The following is a 19289-nucleotide window of genomic DNA, read 5'->3' on the forward strand; positions in this document are numbered from 1 at the left end:
AAGCAAAGTCGAGTAATAAGGTTAGATGCTCCATGAATCGTCATTTTTTTGATTAATATCTCACAAACATTATTTTAACAACTTTGAAACATTATTATTGCATGATTAGGCCATTATTCATAAGGAGTGAAGTTAAATGATGAAAGCAGCGATCTATTCTGGCAAAAATGACATTCGGATTGAAGAAAAAAAGATACCTGCTGTTGGTCCTAAAGATGTGCTCGTAAGAAACTTGCGCGGCGGGATATGTGGTACAGATATCAATATTGTCAAAGTCGGGGCAGGCAATATGGGAATTAGTCTGGGTTCGGAATTTGGACATGAAATGGTTGGCGATGTTGTAGAAATAGGCTCAGAGGTTGCTTCCCCGATCGAAATCGGAATGCGTGTAGGCATTAATCCCATTACAGCGAAAAAAGTCGGGAGACGCAAATCCCTCGAATGCTCCGGATTTTCCCAGTACGTCCTAGTGGAAGAGGCTGAACTTAACTATAACTTATATGAAATCGATAAAAGTGTTCCCTTAGAGGTAGCTTCATTGATCGAACCAATGAGCGTAGGACGGCACGGGGCTTTCAGTGCAAATCCGCAGCCTGAGGATCGCATTGTCGTTATGGGCGGAGGCCCTATTGGTCTTCTCGCTGCTGCCAGCCTGATTGCCGAGGGCATGAAAAATGTCTGTGTAGTCGACATGGACGAATGGCGTTTATCAAAAGCCGCCGGATTAGGAGCTTTAACCGTGAATACAGCTGAAACGACTCTTGAGGAGGGATTGGCCGAACATTTTGGCACCGTGAATGTTTATGGGGTTGAAGTTCCAAACGTAGATGTATTTATAGATGCAGCTGGTGCTCCGGTGTTGTTTGAAACAATAATGAAAATCGTAAAACCTAAAGCCAGAATATCCATTATTGCGGTTTATAAAACCGAGGTCCCGATCAGCCTGCAGCAGATCATGTCAAAAGAAGTGCAGATTAAAGGCTCTAGCGGATACACCCACGAAGATTTTTCCAAGGTCGTAGAGCATCTTTCAAGCTTTAAAAATGAGCTCTCCACTCTTATAACGCAGGTATATAAGCTTAATGATATTCAGGAAGCCTTTACTAAAGCCATTGACGCGAAAGGCACTGTTAAAGTGGTTGTAGATTTAACATAAAATCTCTACTGCCTTTCGACTGCTTTCCAATGAGAACTCAGCAATAAATAAAAGCTCTTGTCCTTGATTGGGACAAGAGCTTTTATCGTAAAAGAAATGATCGTGCCCCCGATCACGGAGACCAAAAATAGGAGCACGACGCATGTATATAAGGAGCTGATCATTCGTAAACCTCAAGACGGTAGCCAAGTCCGCGCACCGTCTCAATGCGAAATTCCGGTGTAGTCCCGAACCGTTCGCGCAGGCGTTTAATATGTACGTCTATCGTTCGATCATCTCCGGCGTAATTGATTCCCCAAATTTGATCGATCAGCTGCTCGCGCGTATAAACTTGTCCGGGAGTTCCAGCGAGCTTATACAGCAATTCGAATTCTTTGAGTGGCAATGTGAGCGACTCTGTTCCTCTCATCACCTTATAGGATTGCCGATCAAGGATGACATCGCCGAACTGAATCGTCTGCGTGGAGCCAATACGGTATCGTTTCAGTAACGCCCTAACCCGAGCCGTCAACTCCAATGGGTCGAATGGTTTCGTCAAATAGTCGTCCGTCCCAAGCTCGAACCCCTTCACTTTCTCCCATGTTTCACCTCGCGCAGTAAGCATAAGTAACGGAAGATCAGGATTGGCTCTTCGGAGCTCCTTGCATAACGTCCACCCATCCATAATCGGCATCATAATATCGAGCACAACAAGATCGACATGCGTTGAGGAGTAGACGGCTAGTGCTTCCTTGCCGTCCGCGGCTTCGACGGTTGCGAAACCATCGTTGCGCAGAAATAAACAGACAAGTTCGCGAATGTTCGCATCATCGTCAGCAACCAGTATAGTAAGCATTCGGTCCCTCTTTTCCTCTTTTCCATCTCCTATTGAAGTAACCATTATACTATAATTAAAATGGAATTGCCCTTATTCTTCCTACATCATAATGCCACTCGAATCTACCGCTTAGCCAAAGCTAATATTTCATCCGCAACAAGCTCCGGCTGGTATTGATGAATATAATGCTCGGTGTCTTTCATTACGATTTGCTTCGGCTGCAATGACCAGGAGGTAAACTCCGCTTGGCTTTTGGTCCAGAGATCTTCGCTAACCCCTAGGTAATCGGCCGTCAATATTGTGAGCGGAAAAGGAAACGGCTGTTTCGCATCCAATACGATCTTCGCATTAGCCTGAGATTGCTTCAGCTCATCCTCTATATTCGCATTTTCGAGCTTGAGCAGCGTTGCGGTCCGGTCAATTTTCTTCAAGTCATCGGGCACAAACCTCAATCCGTTTCGGGCTGCAAGTGAGCTTTCGAAAACACTGTCGGATTGAAATAGCATTCGTATCACACCCGTTTTGATCAGCAGCTTATTAAGGAGACTGCTTGCTGGTTGTTCAGAATCGTTGTAATAATATTCTGGACTTCCACCATCAAGCATCACAATACCTTGCACTTCTTCCGGGTATTTCTGTGCATAGCGGATCGTTTCAAGCGCTCCTAACGAATGTGCCACAAGCAGGTAAGGCGGCTTTTGACCAGATGCCTCCAGCAATTGGTGAATTTCATTCGTTATCGTATCGATGTCACGCTTCTTATCTGTCGTATCACTATATCCATAGCCAAACCTGTCATAAACTGCGATTTTCACATGAGGCGCCAGCTTTTCATACAGCGGAGAAAAATCCACATAGGGATTGGCCGTGCCCCAACCAGAAGCAAATACAACGGTTACCTCCCCTTGGCCGCCCGTATATAAATGCATATTTTCCCCATCCACCTTGTATAGTGTCCCGCTAGGTGTGTAAGATTTCAGATCTCTGCTTTTGCTTGCCTGTTCATAAATCAATCCTGCACCAAGTAGAACAACGATAGCAAGCAAACCAAAAATAACGGTCTTCCCTAATCTTTTAAGCCATTTTCTCATCTGTCACACTCCCCTTATCTCCCCTCATTATAGTTTATCAATCTTATGTAAGAGAAAACATCAGCTTAATTCCAGCTTAATTAATGATTTGTATAATCTGCCGAAAAAATAAGCTGTTGCCGCCGCAAAATAATGCTCTGCAGCAGCAACAGCCTGATTGCCAACCTTTACTTTTTAGTGATACAAAGTTGTTTCATCATGTGGCTGGCTTTCACCTGGAAGAAGAGAAATAGCCGCTGTATTTTCTTTTTCTCTAAACTTATGTTTATATTGTTCAAAATCCCATTTCCCTAAAAATTTCTCCGCCGCCTCTTGACCTGACAATAATAACGATTGCTTGTCGCCTTCCGTTAAATCAAAGTTTGTCGTCGTTACCGTTCCGGTGGGTATGAAAATCGTTCGATCTTCCGAATGTTCATCCACATGGCGCTGATCATGAGCCTGCAGCATCGTTTTAAATATAGCTTTGAGCATAGATACCGGGCCATTAATATTCTGGGACTGCGCATAGGTATGCTTCTCCGACAATCGGAAACCAAAAGTTGGCCACCGGGGAATTCCCTGCACATCAAACAGCCAGATTGGATAATTACTAAGCATGCCGCCATCAAGCATATAATAGGGCTTCTTATTAATTGCTGTTTGCCACAAATAAGGCTGAAAAAAGAAAGGCAGCGTAGTACTCATTCTTACAGCCGCCGCTATCGGAAAAGTAGCCGCTGATAAACCATAGTGGGGCAAATCTTTGGGAAACACAACGATTTTTCCATTGCTTATGTTTGATGCAAGGATGGATAGCTTCCCTTCGGGAAGATCCCCGAACGTTTCAATCCCCTTTTTCTTCAACCACTCCGTCATAATCTGCTCCAAAATATGGTTATTATAAATACCGGACTTCACCATCAATGGAAGCGCCTTGTTCAAAATGGGCAAGTTGTTCATTCCTGTTCGCCCGAGTAATTTTAGGTAATCTAGAGACTGCATCAATTGTTTAATTTCGGAACTCTTGTAATCACAGGCTAATAAAGCCGCGACTATCGCTCCAGCTGAGGTTCCCGCCAGCTTGTTCCACGTATAGCCCTTAGCCTCCATGGCTTCAATTGCGCCTACAAAAGCGATGCCCTTCACGCCACCGCCTTCAAAAACAGCATCGGCTTTCATTTTCAGCATCCTCCTCCTTTGCACATATCTGCTTAAAGGAGTATTTTGCTTCTTCGCATTTTGTTTTATGCCTGATATTACGAATCCTTGTGATTGTCCAAAATAAGCTGTCCCACACGGTTCAGCAGTTGCAACCGGCCCATAGCCGTATAGGAATAGTTATAGTTATCGACATTCGTAATTTTATAAATGTTGCCTTTTTGAACAGCCGTTATAGTGTTCCAAACGTTGCTGTCTGCCATTTTATTTTCAGCATTTTCCATTATAAGCATATTCTCTGGATTGATCGTGGACAAGCCCTCCAGGCTGATTTCCTTGCCACCCCAAGCTTCGGGATCAGGTATGCCTTCCGTACGTTTAAAGCCTAGATCTTTATAAATGAGCTCCGCCGATCCCGTAGTAGAGTAAATAACGATGTTGTTCGGATACGTTTCAACCATTCCGAAGGATTCATCCTTGATGACCGGCGCTAACTTTTCTTTCCATTGCGTTGCTGCTGCATCATAATCGGCTATCCATTGCTTCATTTTTTCCTCTTCATTAAACAGCTCGGCCAGGAAACTGAAGCGCTCTCTCCATTCATAATAGGCATGGGGAATAATAATGGTAGGAGCAATCTGGCTAAGCTGCTCATACATTTCCGTATTAAACGTGGTGCCCAAAATAATTAAATCCGGATCTGCGGCTGTTACCAGCTCAATATTGATGGGCTCAGCATACCAGTCCAAATTAATGGTATCCTTGCTCATAAGATCTTTAATAGTCGGCGACAGCTCGCTTTGATTGCCGTAATCTGCATTTGCGGTAGCAATAGGTGCAATGCCAAGCAGCAGCAGTTCCTCAGTTGCTCCAGAAAGATCGGCAACGCGCTGAGGCTTGAGTGGAACAACTACCTCTTCCCCATTTGGGTTTTTCACCGTTTTCGTTGTACTTGCCGCTTCAGCGCTTGCCGTCGTTTCAGGCTTGCTATTCGCCTCTGTCCCATTCGTGCTCTGACTTCCGCAGCCCGCCAATATGATCATGCAACTTAATACCAACATCATAACTGTCTTTTTCATCGTAGTTTCCCCTCTCAAAATGTGTAAGCTAGATAATAAGCTAGCTGGCTCGGCTCAGGTTTTAACCTGCCAGCCTTCGGCCTGCTGCTGCAAATGCCACAAACGGGAGTAAATGCCATGCCCGTCCAGCAGCTTGTCATGTGTTCCTTCCTCGACCAAACGCCCTTGATCCAGCACAATAATGTTATCTGCGTTTTGAATCGTTTTAAGGCGATGGGCGATCAAAATAACCGTTTTATCCGCTACCAGCGCATTAATCGCTTGCTGGACAGCCGCTTCATTTTCAGGATCAAGAGAAGCCGTAGCCTCATCTAGTAAAATAATGGAAGCGTCCTTCAGCAGCGCGCGTGCAATCGATATTCGCTGTTTTTCACCTCCTGACAGCGTCGAGCCGCCTTCCCCAACTGGCGTATTGTAGCCCTGCGGAAGCGCCGATATAAAGTCATGACAGCATGCACGCTTCGCCGCTGCTTCAATCTCCGCTTGGGTAGCATCCATTTTGCCAATTCGAATGTTATTTCCGATCGTATCCTGAAACAAATAAACATCCTGAAAGACGATCGAAATGTGCTGCAGCAGCTTCTCGGGAGCAATCGTACGGATGGATTGCTCGCCAATGTAAATCGTCCCCGCCTGAATGTCCCAAAACCTCGCAATTAGACGGGTAACTGTGCTTTTACCGCTCCCCGATGCACCAACAAGCGCCGTAATCGTTTTGGGCTTAATCGTAAAGGATACGTCGCTGAGCACAGCCGTCTGCGCCTCATACCCGAAGGTCACCTGATCAAAAATAATGCTGGGATGAGCAGCCGCTATATCTGCGCTGCCTTCCATCGCCCTCTCCTGCTGAACATCCATAATTCGCTGGGCACTATACGCGGAATAACGCATTTCACCGTAATTCATCAGCACAATCGTCAAGGGCTCAAAGATTTTTGTACCAACGAGCAGAAACAGCAGAAAGACAGGCAAAGACAAGCTTCCGCCGACGAGCAAATAGCTGCCGGTCCAAATCATCAGCGTCATTCCTGAACGGGCAAGCAGCATCGCGCCCATAATCATTGGTCCCATAATTGCTTCCAGCCGGATCGACGCCTGTTTAAGACGGTCAAACGAAAGGCGCAGCCGCTCAAAGCGTTTGCCGCCCATATTATGAGCTTTAATTTCACGAATGCCCGTCAAATATTCCTGAAGACGGCTGGCAGCCTCATTTTTAGCTTGCACATGATTTTCGCTAAGCCGTGCTTGAAGCGTATCCGTCAGCCACAATAACAAAGCCCCAAGCGGAACGGCGATAAACATCGCCAGCGCCATTCGATAGTCCAGCCATATAAGCCCGGTAAGCGCCATAATGGGCAGCACGACAGCGCTGATGAGCTGCGGCACATTGTGAGAAATCGTATGCTCCACCTGTCCATAATCGCTTAAAATCAGATTCGTCAAATCACCGGGATCCCGCTTGCCAAAAAAACCAAGCGATAGGTGGCGAATATGCTCTGCCAGCTTTAATCGGCCCGTTGCAGACAGGCTGTAGGCCGCTCGGTACGTTTTATCATACAGGGAAGCATAAGCTGCATATTCTACGAGCAGCCAGGCGAATAGGATGCTGCAAACGATCCACATGCGATTCGTATTCAGTCCAAGCGCTGGATGGGCAAATGATACATAAATCGTATTAAAAAGATCAACAAGCAGCGCTGCAGGAATGATTTTGGCAATCCCGTCTAAAATAGCGGCAGCAGCAGAAGGCCATAAGCTTTTTGGCAAACCGCCGGAAATGTTATAAAAATAATTTTTCACAGGTGAGGCTCGCCTCCTCTAACGCCCAATTTCCACGAGGCCGCGCTTTGATGAGCCTGCCACATCTGCTCATACAGCCCCTGCTTCCTGCGCAGTTGCTCGTGTGTGCCTTGCTCGACAATGCCGCCCTGCTTGACGACGAGAATCTGCTCTGCTGAACGGATGGTGGAAAGACGATGGGCGATTATAATGACGGTTTTACCCTTCACCAATTGGGCGATGCCCTGCTGGATGTTGTATTCATTTTCAGCATCGGCATAGGCTGTTGCTTCATCGAGTACGAGTATCGGGGCGCGTTTAAGCAAGGCTCTGGCAATCGCAATGCGCTGAGCCTCACCGCCGGATAAATAGGTGCCGCCTTGGCCAATTTTGGTGTCGTAGCCTTGGCCTAGCTTCTCGATAAATTCATGACAGCATGCCGTTTTTGCAGCTGCCAGCACTTCATCCCTGGTGGCTGACGTGTTGCCCATCCGAATGTTTTCCTCAATTGTGTCGTAAAAGAGGTGAACATCTTGAAAAACAAAGGACACCAGCTCCATCAGCTTGTCAGTCCCAATGTCATGAATAGGAATACCGCCAATCGTAATGACGCCCTCCTGCACCTCCCAAAACCGCAGCAGTAAGCTCGCAATGGTTGACTTCCCTCCGCCTGATGGTCCTACTAAGGCAGTGAGCTCGCCAGCATGCGCTACAAAATTTACATTTTGCAGAACGGGCTTAAAATCTTTGCTTTCCTTCTGTTCATAAGCAAAGGTAACGTTTTGAAAAGCAATGTCATAATGATCAGGCAATTGGGGCGAAGCCGGCTCCACAACAATCTTTTCCGCAAACACGGACTCAATTCGCTTATGGCCCTCGACAATTTCCCGCAGCCCGCTTCCTAAATGCATGAGCTTCAGCAGTGGTGCCGATAGGCTCGGTGTAACGATGAGGAACAAAATAAACGTAATAGCGAAGGATTGGCTGCCAGCTTGACCGCTGAACAGCAGTAGGCCGATCGGAACGACGAACGTAAATAGCGAAATAATGATGACAAAAAAGAGACTGTATGACGTTTTGCAAATGTCCGTAATTCTCAAAGAAACATCACGGTATTTCATAACGGCTTGCTTGAACGTCAGAAACGAATCTGCGGTGATGCCGAACACTTTAACAGCCGGCATTCCCCGTACGTATTCGACTCCCGTTGCATTCATCTCTTCAATGGCATACTGAAATTCGCGGTACGCCTCCCTGCCAGCTTTACTGCCGAACAGACGGGTTTGCAGCCACAAACCTGCGCCAATAGGGAGCATTAATACGAGTGCCATTCGGTAATCCAGCCAAAACAAATAGCCGATTAACACAACGGGTATGACGAGAGCGCTGATAAGATCGGGCAGCTGATGGGCGATAAACTTTTCAATCTTTTCAACACTCACCTCAATAATTTTCTTGAGCTCGCCCGTTGCCGTTTTCGTATGGTACCCCATTGGCACTTTCGCCACATGCTCTGCAAGCCGCACCCGAAGCTCGTAGAGAATGTTGAAAGCCGCAATATGCGAGCACATTCCCCCGACATACATCGCGGCCAGCATGGCAAGCAAGGAGACAAAGGCGACGATTCCCCAAGCGATGAGCAGCTCTTTGTTCATATTGGCTGGCTGCTGCGCATGAATGAGCAGCTCCTGCACGATTTTATATACCGCAATAAACGGTACAATTTGCAGCAGGCTCGAAAGGGTCGAGAAAATACTGGCCGTTATTAACAGCCCTTTCCGCTCGCCAGCGATTTGCATCAAACCGGACACTTCTGATTTCGTATTCATTTCACTCCGTCCCAACATCGTTGATATTAAAAATCATTCTCAAACAAAGCGTGTGAGATATAAGCTAATATCGCATATGTCTGCTTTCACCGGATACCCAAATCGGGAGCAGGATGACCCAAAACCGGATTTTTAGCGGCGGATGCCCTTTAGCGAGGAGGATTTGAAATATTCAGAGGGGTTGATCCCGTATTTTCGCTTGAATTGTTCTGAAAAATGACTCGCTTTACTGAAGCCAACGGCTGCTGCCGCTGCGGTAATGTTAAGCTTCCCTTCTTCAAGCAAACGATAGGCGTCGTCTAGTCTTCGATCAATAATATAAGCATGAACGGGCAGGCCAAATAGCAGCTTGAACCCTTTCTTGAGTTTAAACTCATTCAAGCAAACGAGCTTGCTCAGCGCTTCTAGGCTAGGGGGTGTTACCAATTGCGCATCCACAATTTGCTTGGCGCGGTGCAGGCTGTCGATATCGGTGCGGGATAATCCGGGCAAGCGTGGCTCGGAGTGCTTTTGCAAAATCGCTTCATTGAAATATACGGCAAGCAGCTCGAGTACCTTTCCGCTTAAATAAAGATGCTTAACAGCACCCTGATAATGGCAGTGAAAAATATCTTGCGTAATCCGTTTCATCCCCAAAGTCATGGAGGAATGATGAAACGGCTCACGCTTTTCAGTCAAAATGGATGAAATTTTATGCAGCGGCAGCTGCTGCAGAGCGCCAATCTCCGTTAAGCGATCCAATTTGAGAGTTAGACCGCGTATATGCTGATTGACGTTAAACTGGCAGCTGCTGTTCGTAGGAAGAAGGCCAAACGCCGAAACTTCCCCATGCTCCAAATGATATTCTTTTCTAAGCCCTTCTGCATTCCATTGGAGGCTTTGCCCTAGACAAAAGCTTAGTTTTAAGCTGTTATCCCGCTCCAGGCTTTGCAATGTCGTCTCTCTATTAAAGGAGGCATCGCATAACACGAGCTCCATGGACGATTGAATCTGGCTAAGCTGCCAATAGCCGCGCCCTAGCTCTTCCGGCATATTTACCCTCTGTTCCAAGGAGCTGGAGCGATACAGCTGATTTAAATGATCTGCTAAAACGCAGCTTTGATTAACCGTATTGGCAATTTCATACCATCTTTCTCCTGATGTCGATTCCATTTAATGGACTCCTCCCCCACGTGTGCTGGCTAAAATCTTAGTTGTTAATCCAATGCAGGAACATGATCGATCCAATGGACAAACTTTTGCAAATAAGCGAGCAAATATTCCTTCGTCTTCTCATCCGTTAGGCGATGCTGCTCCGCATCCACTTTCGTGTGCACTTGTGAAATAAGCAGCTTTTGAAAAGGAAGCACCTGCGCCTGGACGGACTCCAGGATATGCCTAGTTTGAAGCTGGGCATGAACGGTTCCCATGCCGCCCGGCGTTGCGCCAATTAGGCCGAATGGCTTTCTGCGCAGTACGGAGCCGCGAGATGGTCTGGATGCCCAGTCAATCGCATTTTTAAGCACGCCGGGAATGCCTGAGTTGTACTCCGGCGATACAATAATGACGCCATCCACTGCTTGAATAGCCGCCTTAAATACCTGTACCGCCTCTGGTCCGTCTCCCGCTTCCAAATCTTCATTAAACAAAGGAAGCTCCTTAAGCTCAATCCACTTGAATGCAAGAGTAGCATCCAGTTCGCTTAGCGTCTGGGCCACCATTCGATTATATGAATTTTCCCGTAGGCTCCCTACGATTAGTCCAATTGTTTTTGCCATTTTAATTAGCCCCTTTCTCCGTAACGCTTGATTCGATCGTTACCTTACCTACCATCTTACTTGCTTTCCAAAAAATTGACTAGCTATTCAATTCAAAATACGCTGTGCATTCATCGAATAATAAAACCAATTTTAGCCACAATAAATATGTGGTACGTACGAACATGACTAGCTTTAGCAAAAGGAGCTGCAGCATCATGCCCGAGAGCAAGGTAAACACGACGCGCGACCTTTATAATGAGCTAGTGTCCGAGCTTGGCAACAGCTCAGATTTATCAACAAGAAACTGCTTGATTGGCGAGGAACGCATTCCAGTCTCTGTCGTCTGGATAGACGGACTCGTAAGCAAGCAAAATTTAAATACCGATGTCATTTCGCCGCTCATTTCAGGAACTCAGCAGATGAAGCTGCTGGATCAAAGCGAATCGCCTCATCAGCTGCTTTGCAGCTACATACTGACAGCCAATCATGTGAAAATGGTTTATACGTGCGAGGAATGCGTGCCTCTGCTCGTTTGCGGCTGGACGATTATTTTAGTAGATGACAGCGAAGGAGCCATTGCGGTCAATACGCAAGGCCTTGAAACCCGCAGCATTGATGAACCAGCTTCATCCAGTGTCATCCGCGGCCCGCGAGATGGCTTCGTCGAAGCTTTGGGCGTCAACATTTCGCTCATACGCAGGCGTATTCGCGACAAGGCTTTTCGTGTGGAAACGCTGACGGTTGGCAACTTGTCGCATACCAAAGTAGCGATGGTCTATATTCATGACCGGGCAGCGAAGGAAACGGTTGACGAAATACGCAAACGGCTTCAGAAAATCGATATCGATGCGGTATTGGAATCCCACTATATTGAGGAGATTATTAAAGACAGCCCTACCTCCTTTTTCCCTACGGTATACAGTACCGAGCGGCCTGATGATGTGGCTGGCATTATATTGGACGGTCGTGTGGCCATTGTGGTCGATGGCACTCCATTTGTGCTCGCCCTGCCTTGTACGCTGTTTCATTTGCTCAAGACGACCGAGGATTTATATTTGGCTTACCCTGTAGCTACTTTCATTCGGTGGATTCGTTATGCCGGTTTTTTCATTACGCTGCTTCTGCCCTCTACCTATGTCGGCATTTTGACTTACCACCCGGAGATGGTGCCTCCGCAGCTCCTGAGCAGCATATTGTCTGCACGCGATGGCGTTCCTTTTCCCGTCTTAATGGAGGCGCTGATTATGGAAATCATTTTTGAGGGGCTGCGCGAGGCGAGCATTCGGATGCCCCGTTCAATTGGATCTGCCATCAGTATCGTAGGAGCACTCGTTATTGGCGAATCCGCAGTACAAGCCGGTATTATCTCTTCCCCATCGGTCATGATTGTTGCTGGCACAGCGATTGCCTCGTTCACGATTCCTTCGATTTCTCTATCGGGGACGATACGGATGCTGCGGTTTTTCATGCTGATGCTCGCTTCGCTTCTAGGGCTTTACGGGATCATTATTGGGCTGTTTATGCTGGGAGTTCAGCTTGCCTCCATTCAATCGGTAGGTTTGCCCTATTTATCGCCATTCGCTCCGTTTAAGAAAAAAGAAGCCGAGAAAGCCATATTTCGTGTTCCTTGGTTTACACTTCGCAATAAACGTTAAAATTGAAGTCCAAGGTGAAGCGGCTGCCCTCCGTCCTTTGGTGGCGCTGCGCGTTTCAATCCGAGAAATAGAGAAATAGAGAGAAAGGATGGAACAATCCTGTCCTTTCCTATATTTAAAAAAAGGGGGACTACTATGTGTTTCTCCATCTTAGTAAATATGCCTGTTTCCTTAGTATGCTGCTGCTCCTTAGCGGCTGCTGGAGCCAAATCAATTTTGATCAATTGACTGTTGTTTCAGCTGTAGGTTTGGATGTAAATAAACAGGGGCAGCTTCAGGTTACCGTCCAGCTCGTGAATCCGACACTCCCCGTTGCCGCTGGCGGCGGCGGACAGCAGCGCAGAGCGATTGCTACGTATACGGCAAACGGCATAACCGTTGAAGATGCACTCGAGACGATTCGCAAGCAGGCGAAGAAAAGCCTCTTTTTCTCCCAAACGAAGGTTCTTCTCATTGGAGAACGTTTAGCCAAACAAGGCTTAGATGATAGCATGGATTTTTTCTGGCGGGAGCCTAACCAGAATTTCAACTGCTGGGTGATGGTTTCACGGCGTCCTGTCAAGGAAGTGCTGACTGACTCCAAAGAGCTGCAAGCTGTAGCCGCCGAGGAATGGAAAGCTTATTTTAAAAATAAAACCTACAAGCCGACAAGCGGCGGCATTCAGCTTTATCAATTTTTGCCTAGACTGGAGCAGTCAGGCTTTCAAGTAGCGGTGCCGGGATTGCTCCAGGTTGGCAAGTCAGGCTCTAAGGACCTGGTGATGGAAATTACGGATCTTGCTGTTTTTCGAAACAATAAAATGGTCGGCTGGCTGAACAGCGAGGAAACACAGGTTGTAAGCTGGTTGACCAAGCTGTCTTCACTTGGATTGTACCAGATGACTACCAAAGATAAGAAATCAATCATGTTTGAGTTGAAGAACATCCATATTGCTATGAAGCCAGCATTTGAAAATGGACAGCTGCAAATGAACGTTCGTATGAAAACCAAAGCTTCCATTAAGACGTCCACCGAGGAACTAGATTTGACGGAAAAGAAAACGACGGATCAAATCAAAACAGAGCTGAGCAGCGCAATTGCAGCATCCATAGAGGGAACCCTACATAAGCTCTTTCGCTCCTACAAAAGCGACGCTGTCGGTTTTGGAGAAACGATCCATCGCAAAGATCCAAAAAGCTGGAAAATGCTGAAAGAGGGCTGGAACGAGGAGCTTGCTAATATCAAGGTGCAGAGCAGCATTTCAATTGAGCTTGTAAAAACCGGCTTACTCATTGACAGCAAAATAAAAAAGGATGATGTAAAGTGAAAAAGAGTCTAATTTCATCGGGTGAATTCTTTTTCATCATTTTTGTATCGATTACCTCGCTCACGTTTTTCTCGGTTCCGAGCCAGCTGATCGCTAAGGTTAAGCAGGACCTGTGGCTGTCGATGACTTTGGGCGCTTTAATCGATATTTATGTCGCTATCCTTCTTTATCGGCTGGGCAGAATGTACGCTGGACAATCGTTAATTCAATATACACGCTCCATATTGGGAAAAACCGGCAAGGCTGTCGGCCTCATTTTCCTGCTGTTTTTTCTCGGAGTAATGGTTACGGCAATGTGGATTTATTGTGATTTCTTGTCTAGAACCCTTATGCCCGAAACCCCTCGGTTGGTCTTCTCCATCTCGATGACGATATGTGCCGGGCTTGCTGCCGTAAAGGGTGTTGAGGCCATTGCAAGACTGAGCCAAATTATTGGCGTCATTATTTTGCTAACCTCCATTGTTTTATTTACCAGCTCCATTCCCTATATCCAGTTGCACTACCTGCTCCCTCCCTTCGAGCACGGTATATTTCCCGCCCTGCAAGGCGCTATCTATCCCGGCAGCTGGTTTGGGATTTGCATCATGATGGGCATGCTGATGCCGCATATTAAGCAACAAAAGAGCATTTTAAAAATGAAGGTTTACGCCGTTGTACTGGGCACTTCGATCATGACGCTTTATTTATTGTACAGCATAGTGGTGATGGGTCCTGTGATGGCAGCGCATTTTGAAAATCCAATCTATATCCTGTCGAGAATTACGCAGTTTCTTATTTTCGAGAGAATCGAGGTGCTGCTGCTGCTTATCTTTATTTCGGGATCGTTCATTACAATCTCAACCTTGTATTACGCTATTACGGAAGGAACCGCGCAGTGGCTCGGGATGAAGTCTCATAAACCATGGGTATATGTGTTCGGCGCCATACTTATATTGAGCCCTATGTTCCCATACAGCACCGAAGGCCATATAGTTGATCGGTATTTAAGCTATTGGTTTCCGCTCGTATCGCTCATTATTGAAGGCGGCTTAATGACCTTCATATTTATCTGGGCCATAATCAAAAATAGGGCGAGCCGCTCCTCTTCTTGAGCGGTTCTCCCTTAAGTCAATCATGATTCAACGTTATACATGAATGGAGCTTGTAGAATGTCTAATGATCAGCTCGGGCTCCAGCACGATGCGTTCTGCTTTTGCCGCAGCGGATTTGTCCTGCAGCGCTTCTACCAGCAGATCAACAACCTTTTTCCCCATCGCTTCAATAGGTTGTGCAATGGTCGTCAGCGGCGGATCACTTACCGAGGCCAAAATTGTATTATCAAAGCCGATAACCGATACATCACGTGGAATACGAAGCTTAAGCTCCTTCGCTGCCTGCAGCGCACCGATGGCGAGCAGCTCATTACAACAGAACAAGGCGGTTGGCCGTTCCGTCAGCTTCAGCAGCTCCAGCGCTTTGCGCTTGCCATCCTCCAGCGTGTAGTCGCAAAACTTGACGGAGGCGTCGGACCAAGGCAGCCCAGCTGCATCGACGACACTTCTAAATCCCCTGACCCGCTCGCGGCTGCTGCTGACCTTCATATGTTCGGCAAGCACCGCGACCCGGTGATGCCCTTCCTCAAGCAAATGCCGAGCCCCAAGCGCTCCACCTTTAAAATCTTCCACAATGACTGTATGCACAGCCAGAGCAGGCATGTCCCGCGCAATTAGCGCTACGGCAATGGACTGCGTCAGCAGCGGTTTAATAATGTCCTCATTATCAATCCCGGTACCGATAATGATGCCGTCCACGCTTTTTTGCCGCAGCAGCGACAGATAGCGCTCCACTCGCTCATCTTTATTGTCGGTGCTGCATATGACGAGGCTGTAGCCTAAGCGGCGGCTCTGGTCCTCAACAGCACGGGCAATTTCGGCGAAAAAGGGGTTGGATATGTCTGGAACGAGCAGACCAAGCGTAAACGTCCGTTTCCCGGTCAGCGCGGAAGCGATTACACTCGGCTGGTAGTTAAGCCGCTCCATAATGCGCATGACTTCATTGCGCCGTTCTTCGCTAATTTTTCCTTTGCCATTAATAACTTGGGAAACAGTCGCAATCGAGACTCCCGCTTCCTTTGCGATATCATAGATGGTGGCTTTCATAGACAACCTCCGTTACTTTTGAACTGGTAGATTTATTATGTATCACATCATGTTATCTTGCAATGAAATCGGAGGAATTGGCTTGAAATGCTAGAAACCAGCCTCCGCTGAAGGAAAGCTGGTTTCTGCTATGTCTGTTGTGATGTGAAACGGCCTAGGCTTTTGTCGTTTCCTCAGCCGGTTTTGTCATAATCCAAGCATGGTCTGGATCATTATGAAATTTCCAAATGCGCGTAGGACCAGCCATAACGTTCAAATAATATACCTCATAGCCCGGAGGCGCACTTACCGGATGGTAGCCTCGCGGTACGAGAACCGCTTCCCCATTGCGAATGACGAGTGTCTCGTCTAGCGAACGGTCATCCGTATATACACGTTGAATGGCGAAGCCCTGCTCAGGCTCTACGCGAAAATAATACGTTTCCTCCAGCAGCGATTCATTCGGCAGCGCATCCTGGTCATGCTTATGCGGCGGGTAGCTGGACCAATGTCCGCTTGGCGTAAAAACTTCAACGACAAGCAGGCTGTCCGCCGGCGCTGTCTCTGGCAAAATGTTATGGATTTGGCGCTCCAGATTGCCATATCCACGCTGTTCTACACCTACAGCATCCGGGGCAATGAGCCTCGCTTGATGCTGGCCTTGGCCAGGCGCAGAGCAAATGGCGATATCCAGCGCGGTTACGGCTTCAATATGATAAAAATCGTCATTCGGCACATAAACCGAAAACGGCGGGATTTTCTCAAATACGCTCATCCGCTGGCCGATATTGCTCCATTTTTCATTTTGCGTCTGTACATCCGCGCGTCCGCTCAGCAGTACGAGGCACACTTCATTTTCATCCGTGTTCTGCTTAAGCTGCTCGCCCGGCTCCAGATGAACGATGCGAAAACCGACATACTCCCATCCTGCGCTTTGCGGTGTAATGTTCATGAGCTCGCCCTGCTCGCCCGGAGCAGCGCTTGGTTTTACGATTAACTCTGACACTTGCGCACACAACCTTTCCTGGGTCCGTCTACTTACGTCAGTTCATGAAGCTCATTAAGCTTCACAGGTCGCCCTAGCTTCACAGACAGCTTCGCCGCCTTTGCAATTCGCTCGGCTTGCAGCGCATCGTTACCGTCGACCTTTACCTTCTTATCTTGCAGCAGCGCTTCGATAAACAACTCGGTTTCCTCTACATAAGCAGCATTGTAGCGTTCTAGGAAGAAATGCAGCGGCTTATCCCGTACAATACCTTCCGCTGTGCTGATTTCCGCTGTATTCGGGTGATCATTCGTTGCGGCGGCGCTGCCCTTGGAGCCAAATACCTCAACTCGTTGATCGTAGCCATATACGGCCTGACGGCTGTTGTCGATGACGCCAAGCGCACCGTTTTGAAAGCGCAGTGTTACAATTGCAGTATCGAGATCATCGCATTCGGCGAATACGGGATCAATGAGAACATTGCCTTGCGCAAAAACCTCTTCAACCTCACTGCCAGCCAAAAATCTTGCCATATCAAAATCGTGAATCATCATGTCCATGAAAATGCCGCCGGATACCTTGATGTAATCCTTATGCGGCGGGTTCGGATCGCGCGACGTAATTTTCACAATATGCGTCTCGCCAATCGTTCCTTGCTCCACATGCTCACGAATCCGTTTAAAGTTGTGGTCGAAGCGGCGGTTAAATCCGATTTGCAGCTTTACGCCGGCTTTCTGCACCGCTTCTACTGCTTCCTCTGTTTGCGAAAGCGTCATGCTGACTGGTTTTTCGCAAAAAATATGCTTGCCAGCTTGGGCAGCCTGTTTAATGAGCGGTACATGTGTATCTGTTGAAGAACAAATAAAAATGGCGTTGATTTCAGGGTCTGCGATAAGCGCAGCGCTGTCTTTCGTAACGGTAGCGATACCGCGCTCAGCGGCCCATGCTTCCAGCTCTGCGCTTGCAAACAAATCGCTGATTGCGACAATTTCCACTTGTGGGAGCCTTAGCAAGTTGTCAGCATGGATTTTTCCGATGCGGCCTGCGCCGATAATGCCGATTTTAATTTTTTGTACCATTTTGATCGTTCTCCTTTATGCGATTATCCATTATCTGATTAGCAGACCGTTAAACTACCAACGAGCGGTTACCATTTTTTTGCGAGTATAAAATTCGACGCCATCTGTGCCGTTGGCATGTAGATCGCCGTAGAATGATTTTTTCCAGCCGGAGAAAGGGAAGAACGCCATTGGGGCTGGAACGCCAAGATTGACTCCGAGCATGCCCGCTTCAATCGTTTCGCGGAATGTGCGGACGTTGCTGCCATCCTTCGTGAACAGGCAGGCGCCATTTGCAAATTCTGATGCATTCGCAAGCTCAATCGCCTCCTCGAGCGTCTCAACCCGCGCAATCGCCAGTACCGGAGCGAAAATCTCATCTTTCCAGATCGTCATTTCCTTCTGAACGCCATCAAACAAGGTCGGGCCGACAAAATAGCCCTTCGCATCAGCAGCAGCCGCAGCATCCTTGCGTCCATCGCGCAGCAGCTGTGCGCCTTCCTGCTCGCCGATTTCAATATAGCGAAGCGTCCGCTCTTTGTGCGGTCCGCGAATGACCGGACCGAGGAAGACACCTGACTCCAAGCCGTTGCCTATCGTCAGAGAATCAGCCGTCTGCAGCAGTTTTTCTACGAGCTTGTCAGCCACATCACCGACAGCGACAACAACTGCGCAGGCCATGCAGCGTTCGCCTGCCGAGCCAAAAGCAGCGTTCGTAATTTCTTTAACCGTCAGGTCAAGGTCTGCATCTGGCATGACGATGGAATGATTTTTCGCGCCAGCGAGCGCTTGTACGCGTTTGCCTTCCGCAGTCCCTGTGCGATAGACATACTCTGCTACCGGCTGCGAGCCAACGAACGAAATACCTTTAACATCAGGATGCTTCAGCAGGCCGTTAACGACTTCATGCGCACCATGAACGATGTTGAGCACGCCATCCGGAAGACCCGCTTCCTGAAACAACTCGGCAAGGCGATTCGCCAGCAGCGGCGTACGCTCCGACGGCTTAAGCACAAACGTGTTGCCGCAGGCGATCGCAAGCGGGAACATCCAGCACGGCACCATCATCGGGAAGTTAAACGGCGTAATGCCGCCGATGACGCCAATTGGGTAGCGGTACATGCCGGACTCAAGCCCAGTAGCAATATCAGGAAGCTGCTTGCCCATCATCAAGTTAGGCGCGCCAGCCGCGAACTCAACGCATTCAATGCCGCGCAGCACTTCGCCGTAAGCTTCGGCATAGCTTTTGCCGTTTTCTTTTGTTACCAGCTGTGCTAGCTCTTCCCAATGATCAACGAGCAGCTGCTGGTATTTGAACAATACGCGGGCCCGTTTTGGTACAGGCGTACGGCTCCATGAAGCGAATGCTTTCTTCGAATCCGCTACAGCCTGCTCCACATCTTCATTCGAAGATAGCGGCACATAAGCCAGCACCTCTTCTGTCGCTGGATTGTAAACGGCTTCTGTCTGCTGTGATACCGAAGCTACCCATTTTCCGCCAATCCAATTGCTTAATGTTGCTGTCATATCCACTCAA

The 19289-nt window shown here is 47.9% G+C and carries 16 protein-coding genes; 4 read left to right on the forward strand and 12 right to left on the reverse strand.

Features of this window, described 5'->3' with window-relative positions; translation table 11 throughout:
- Positions 1-136: 136 nt before the first annotated feature.
- Complete coding sequence (locus tag ACSR9A_RS03930; protein WP_473755765.1) at positions 137-1156, forward strand: zinc-dependent alcohol dehydrogenase; 1020 nt, start codon at positions 137-139, stop codon at positions 1154-1156.
- A 160-nt stretch (positions 1157-1316) separates the two neighbouring features.
- On the opposite strand, the gene ACSR9A_RS03935 is transcribed toward ACSR9A_RS03930, so the two are convergent.
- The 8 genes from ACSR9A_RS03935 to ACSR9A_RS03970 all read right to left on the reverse strand — a co-directional run bounded on the left by ACSR9A_RS03935 (position 1317) and on the right by ACSR9A_RS03970 (position 10648).
- Positions 1317-1991 carry a response regulator transcription factor gene (locus ACSR9A_RS03935; RefSeq protein ID WP_473755766.1) on the reverse strand — a complete coding sequence of 225 codons (675 nt, stop codon included), beginning with the start codon at positions 1989-1991 and terminating at the stop codon, positions 1317-1319.
- A gap of 104 nt (positions 1992-2095) precedes the next feature.
- The gene (locus tag ACSR9A_RS03940) at positions 2096-3064 is read right to left on the reverse strand and encodes an alpha/beta hydrolase (RefSeq protein ID WP_473755767.1); all 969 of its coding nucleotides are present in this window, start codon (positions 3062-3064) and stop codon (positions 2096-2098) included.
- A gap of 174 nt (positions 3065-3238) precedes the next feature.
- Entirely contained in the window at positions 3239-4225 is a 987-nt protein-coding gene (locus ACSR9A_RS03945) for a patatin-like phospholipase family protein (RefSeq protein WP_473755768.1), read from the reverse strand.
- Between the two features lie 77 nt (positions 4226-4302).
- Positions 4303-5283: an ABC transporter substrate-binding protein gene (locus ACSR9A_RS03950; RefSeq protein WP_473755769.1), complete on the reverse strand. Its 981-nt coding sequence runs from the start codon at positions 5281-5283 to the stop codon at positions 4303-4305.
- Positions 5284-5337: 54 nt separating this feature from the next.
- On the reverse strand, positions 5338-7083 hold the full coding sequence (locus ACSR9A_RS03955) for an ABC transporter ATP-binding protein (RefSeq protein ID WP_473755771.1): 1746 nt from the start codon (positions 7081-7083) through the stop codon (positions 5338-5340).
- Positions 7080-8891 (reverse strand): ABC transporter ATP-binding protein, encoded by a 1812-nt coding sequence (locus tag ACSR9A_RS03960; protein ID WP_473755772.1) that lies wholly within the window; start codon positions 8889-8891, stop codon positions 7080-7082. The genes ACSR9A_RS03955 and ACSR9A_RS03960 overlap by 4 nt, the downstream gene beginning before the upstream one ends.
- 132 nt (positions 8892-9023) lie before the next feature.
- Complete coding sequence (locus tag ACSR9A_RS03965; RefSeq protein WP_473755774.1) at positions 9024-10043, reverse strand: helix-turn-helix domain-containing protein; 1020 nt, start codon at positions 10041-10043, stop codon at positions 9024-9026.
- A 44-nt stretch (positions 10044-10087) separates the two neighbouring features.
- On the reverse strand, positions 10088-10648 hold the full coding sequence (locus ACSR9A_RS03970; RefSeq protein ID WP_473755775.1) for an NADPH-dependent FMN reductase: 561 nt from the start codon (positions 10646-10648) through the stop codon (positions 10088-10090).
- Positions 10649-10845: 197 nt separating this feature from the next.
- Here ACSR9A_RS03970 and ACSR9A_RS03975 point away from each other — a divergent pair, with 197 nt between their 5' ends.
- From ACSR9A_RS03975 to ACSR9A_RS03985, 3 genes are all read left to right on the forward strand, one after another.
- Positions 10846-12285, forward strand: coding sequence for a spore germination protein (locus tag ACSR9A_RS03975; RefSeq protein ID WP_473755776.1), 1440 nt, complete (start codon positions 10846-10848; stop codon positions 12283-12285).
- Positions 12286-12422: 137 nt separating this feature from the next.
- Positions 12423-13592 (forward strand): Ger(x)C family spore germination protein, encoded by a 1170-nt coding sequence (locus ACSR9A_RS03980; RefSeq protein WP_473755777.1) that lies wholly within the window; start codon positions 12423-12425, stop codon positions 13590-13592.
- Complete coding sequence (locus tag ACSR9A_RS03985; RefSeq protein ID WP_473755778.1) at positions 13589-14683, forward strand: GerAB/ArcD/ProY family transporter; 1095 nt, start codon at positions 13589-13591, stop codon at positions 14681-14683. The genes ACSR9A_RS03980 and ACSR9A_RS03985 overlap by 4 nt, the downstream gene beginning before the upstream one ends.
- 33 nt (positions 14684-14716) lie before the next feature.
- Here the strand turns inward: ACSR9A_RS03985 and ACSR9A_RS03990 are convergent, their stop codons facing one another.
- The 4 genes from ACSR9A_RS03990 to ACSR9A_RS04005 all read right to left on the reverse strand — a co-directional run bounded on the left by ACSR9A_RS03990 (position 14717) and on the right by ACSR9A_RS04005 (position 19279).
- On the reverse strand, positions 14717-15730 hold the full coding sequence (locus tag ACSR9A_RS03990) for a LacI family DNA-binding transcriptional regulator (protein WP_473755780.1): 1014 nt from the start codon (positions 15728-15730) through the stop codon (positions 14717-14719).
- A 154-nt stretch (positions 15731-15884) separates the two neighbouring features.
- Positions 15885-16715, reverse strand: a complete 831-nt coding sequence (gene iolB / locus ACSR9A_RS03995) for a 5-deoxy-glucuronate isomerase (RefSeq protein WP_473755782.1) — start codon at positions 16713-16715, stop codon at positions 15885-15887.
- A 32-nt stretch (positions 16716-16747) separates the two neighbouring features.
- Positions 16748-17773 carry an inositol 2-dehydrogenase gene (gene iolG, locus ACSR9A_RS04000; RefSeq protein WP_341277718.1) on the reverse strand — a complete coding sequence of 342 codons (1026 nt, stop codon included), beginning with the start codon at positions 17771-17773 and terminating at the stop codon, positions 16748-16750.
- Between the two features lie 54 nt (positions 17774-17827).
- Positions 17828-19279 carry a CoA-acylating methylmalonate-semialdehyde dehydrogenase gene (locus tag ACSR9A_RS04005; RefSeq protein ID WP_473755783.1) on the reverse strand — a complete coding sequence of 484 codons (1452 nt, stop codon included), beginning with the start codon at positions 19277-19279 and terminating at the stop codon, positions 17828-17830.
- Between the last annotated feature and the right edge of the window lie 10 nt (positions 19280-19289).

Source organism: Paenibacillus sp. R-74696 (assembly GCF_055814915.1).

Bases quoted from the DNA above. Each gene is read 5' to 3' on its own strand.
- ACSR9A_RS03935 (WP_473755766.1), bottom strand. From the start codon at position 1,991: ATGCTTACTATACTGGTTGCTGACGATGATGCGAACATTCGCGAACTT.
- ACSR9A_RS03990 (WP_473755780.1), bottom strand. From the start codon at position 15,730: ATGAAAGCCACCATCTATGATATCGCAAAGGAAGCGGGAGTCTCGATT.
- ACSR9A_RS03950 (WP_473755769.1), bottom strand. From the start codon at position 5,283: ATGAAAAAGACAGTTATGATGTTGGTATTAAGTTGCATGATCATATTG.
- ACSR9A_RS03970 (WP_473755775.1), bottom strand. From the start codon at position 10,648: ATGGCAAAAACAATTGGACTAATCGTAGGGAGCCTACGGGAAAATTCA.
- ACSR9A_RS03930 (WP_473755765.1), top strand. From the start codon at position 137: ATGATGAAAGCAGCGATCTATTCTGGCAAAAATGACATTCGGATTGAA.
- ACSR9A_RS03965 (WP_473755774.1), bottom strand. From the start codon at position 10,043: ATGGAATCGACATCAGGAGAAAGATGGTATGAAATTGCCAATACGGTT.
- ACSR9A_RS03945 (WP_473755768.1), bottom strand. From the start codon at position 4,225: ATGAAAGCCGATGCTGTTTTTGAAGGCGGTGGCGTGAAGGGCATCGCT.
- ACSR9A_RS03975 (WP_473755776.1), top strand. From the start codon at position 10,846: ATGCCCGAGAGCAAGGTAAACACGACGCGCGACCTTTATAATGAGCTA.
- iolG (WP_341277718.1), bottom strand. From the start codon at position 17,773: ATGGTACAAAAAATTAAAATCGGCATTATCGGCGCAGGCCGCATCGGA.
- ACSR9A_RS04005 (WP_473755783.1), bottom strand. From the start codon at position 19,279: ATGACAGCAACATTAAGCAATTGGATTGGCGGAAAATGGGTAGCTTCG.
- ACSR9A_RS03940 (WP_473755767.1), bottom strand. From the start codon at position 3,064: ATGAGAAAATGGCTTAAAAGATTAGGGAAGACCGTTATTTTTGGTTTG.
- ACSR9A_RS03960 (WP_473755772.1), bottom strand. From the start codon at position 8,891: ATGAATACGAAATCAGAAGTGTCCGGTTTGATGCAAATCGCTGGCGAG.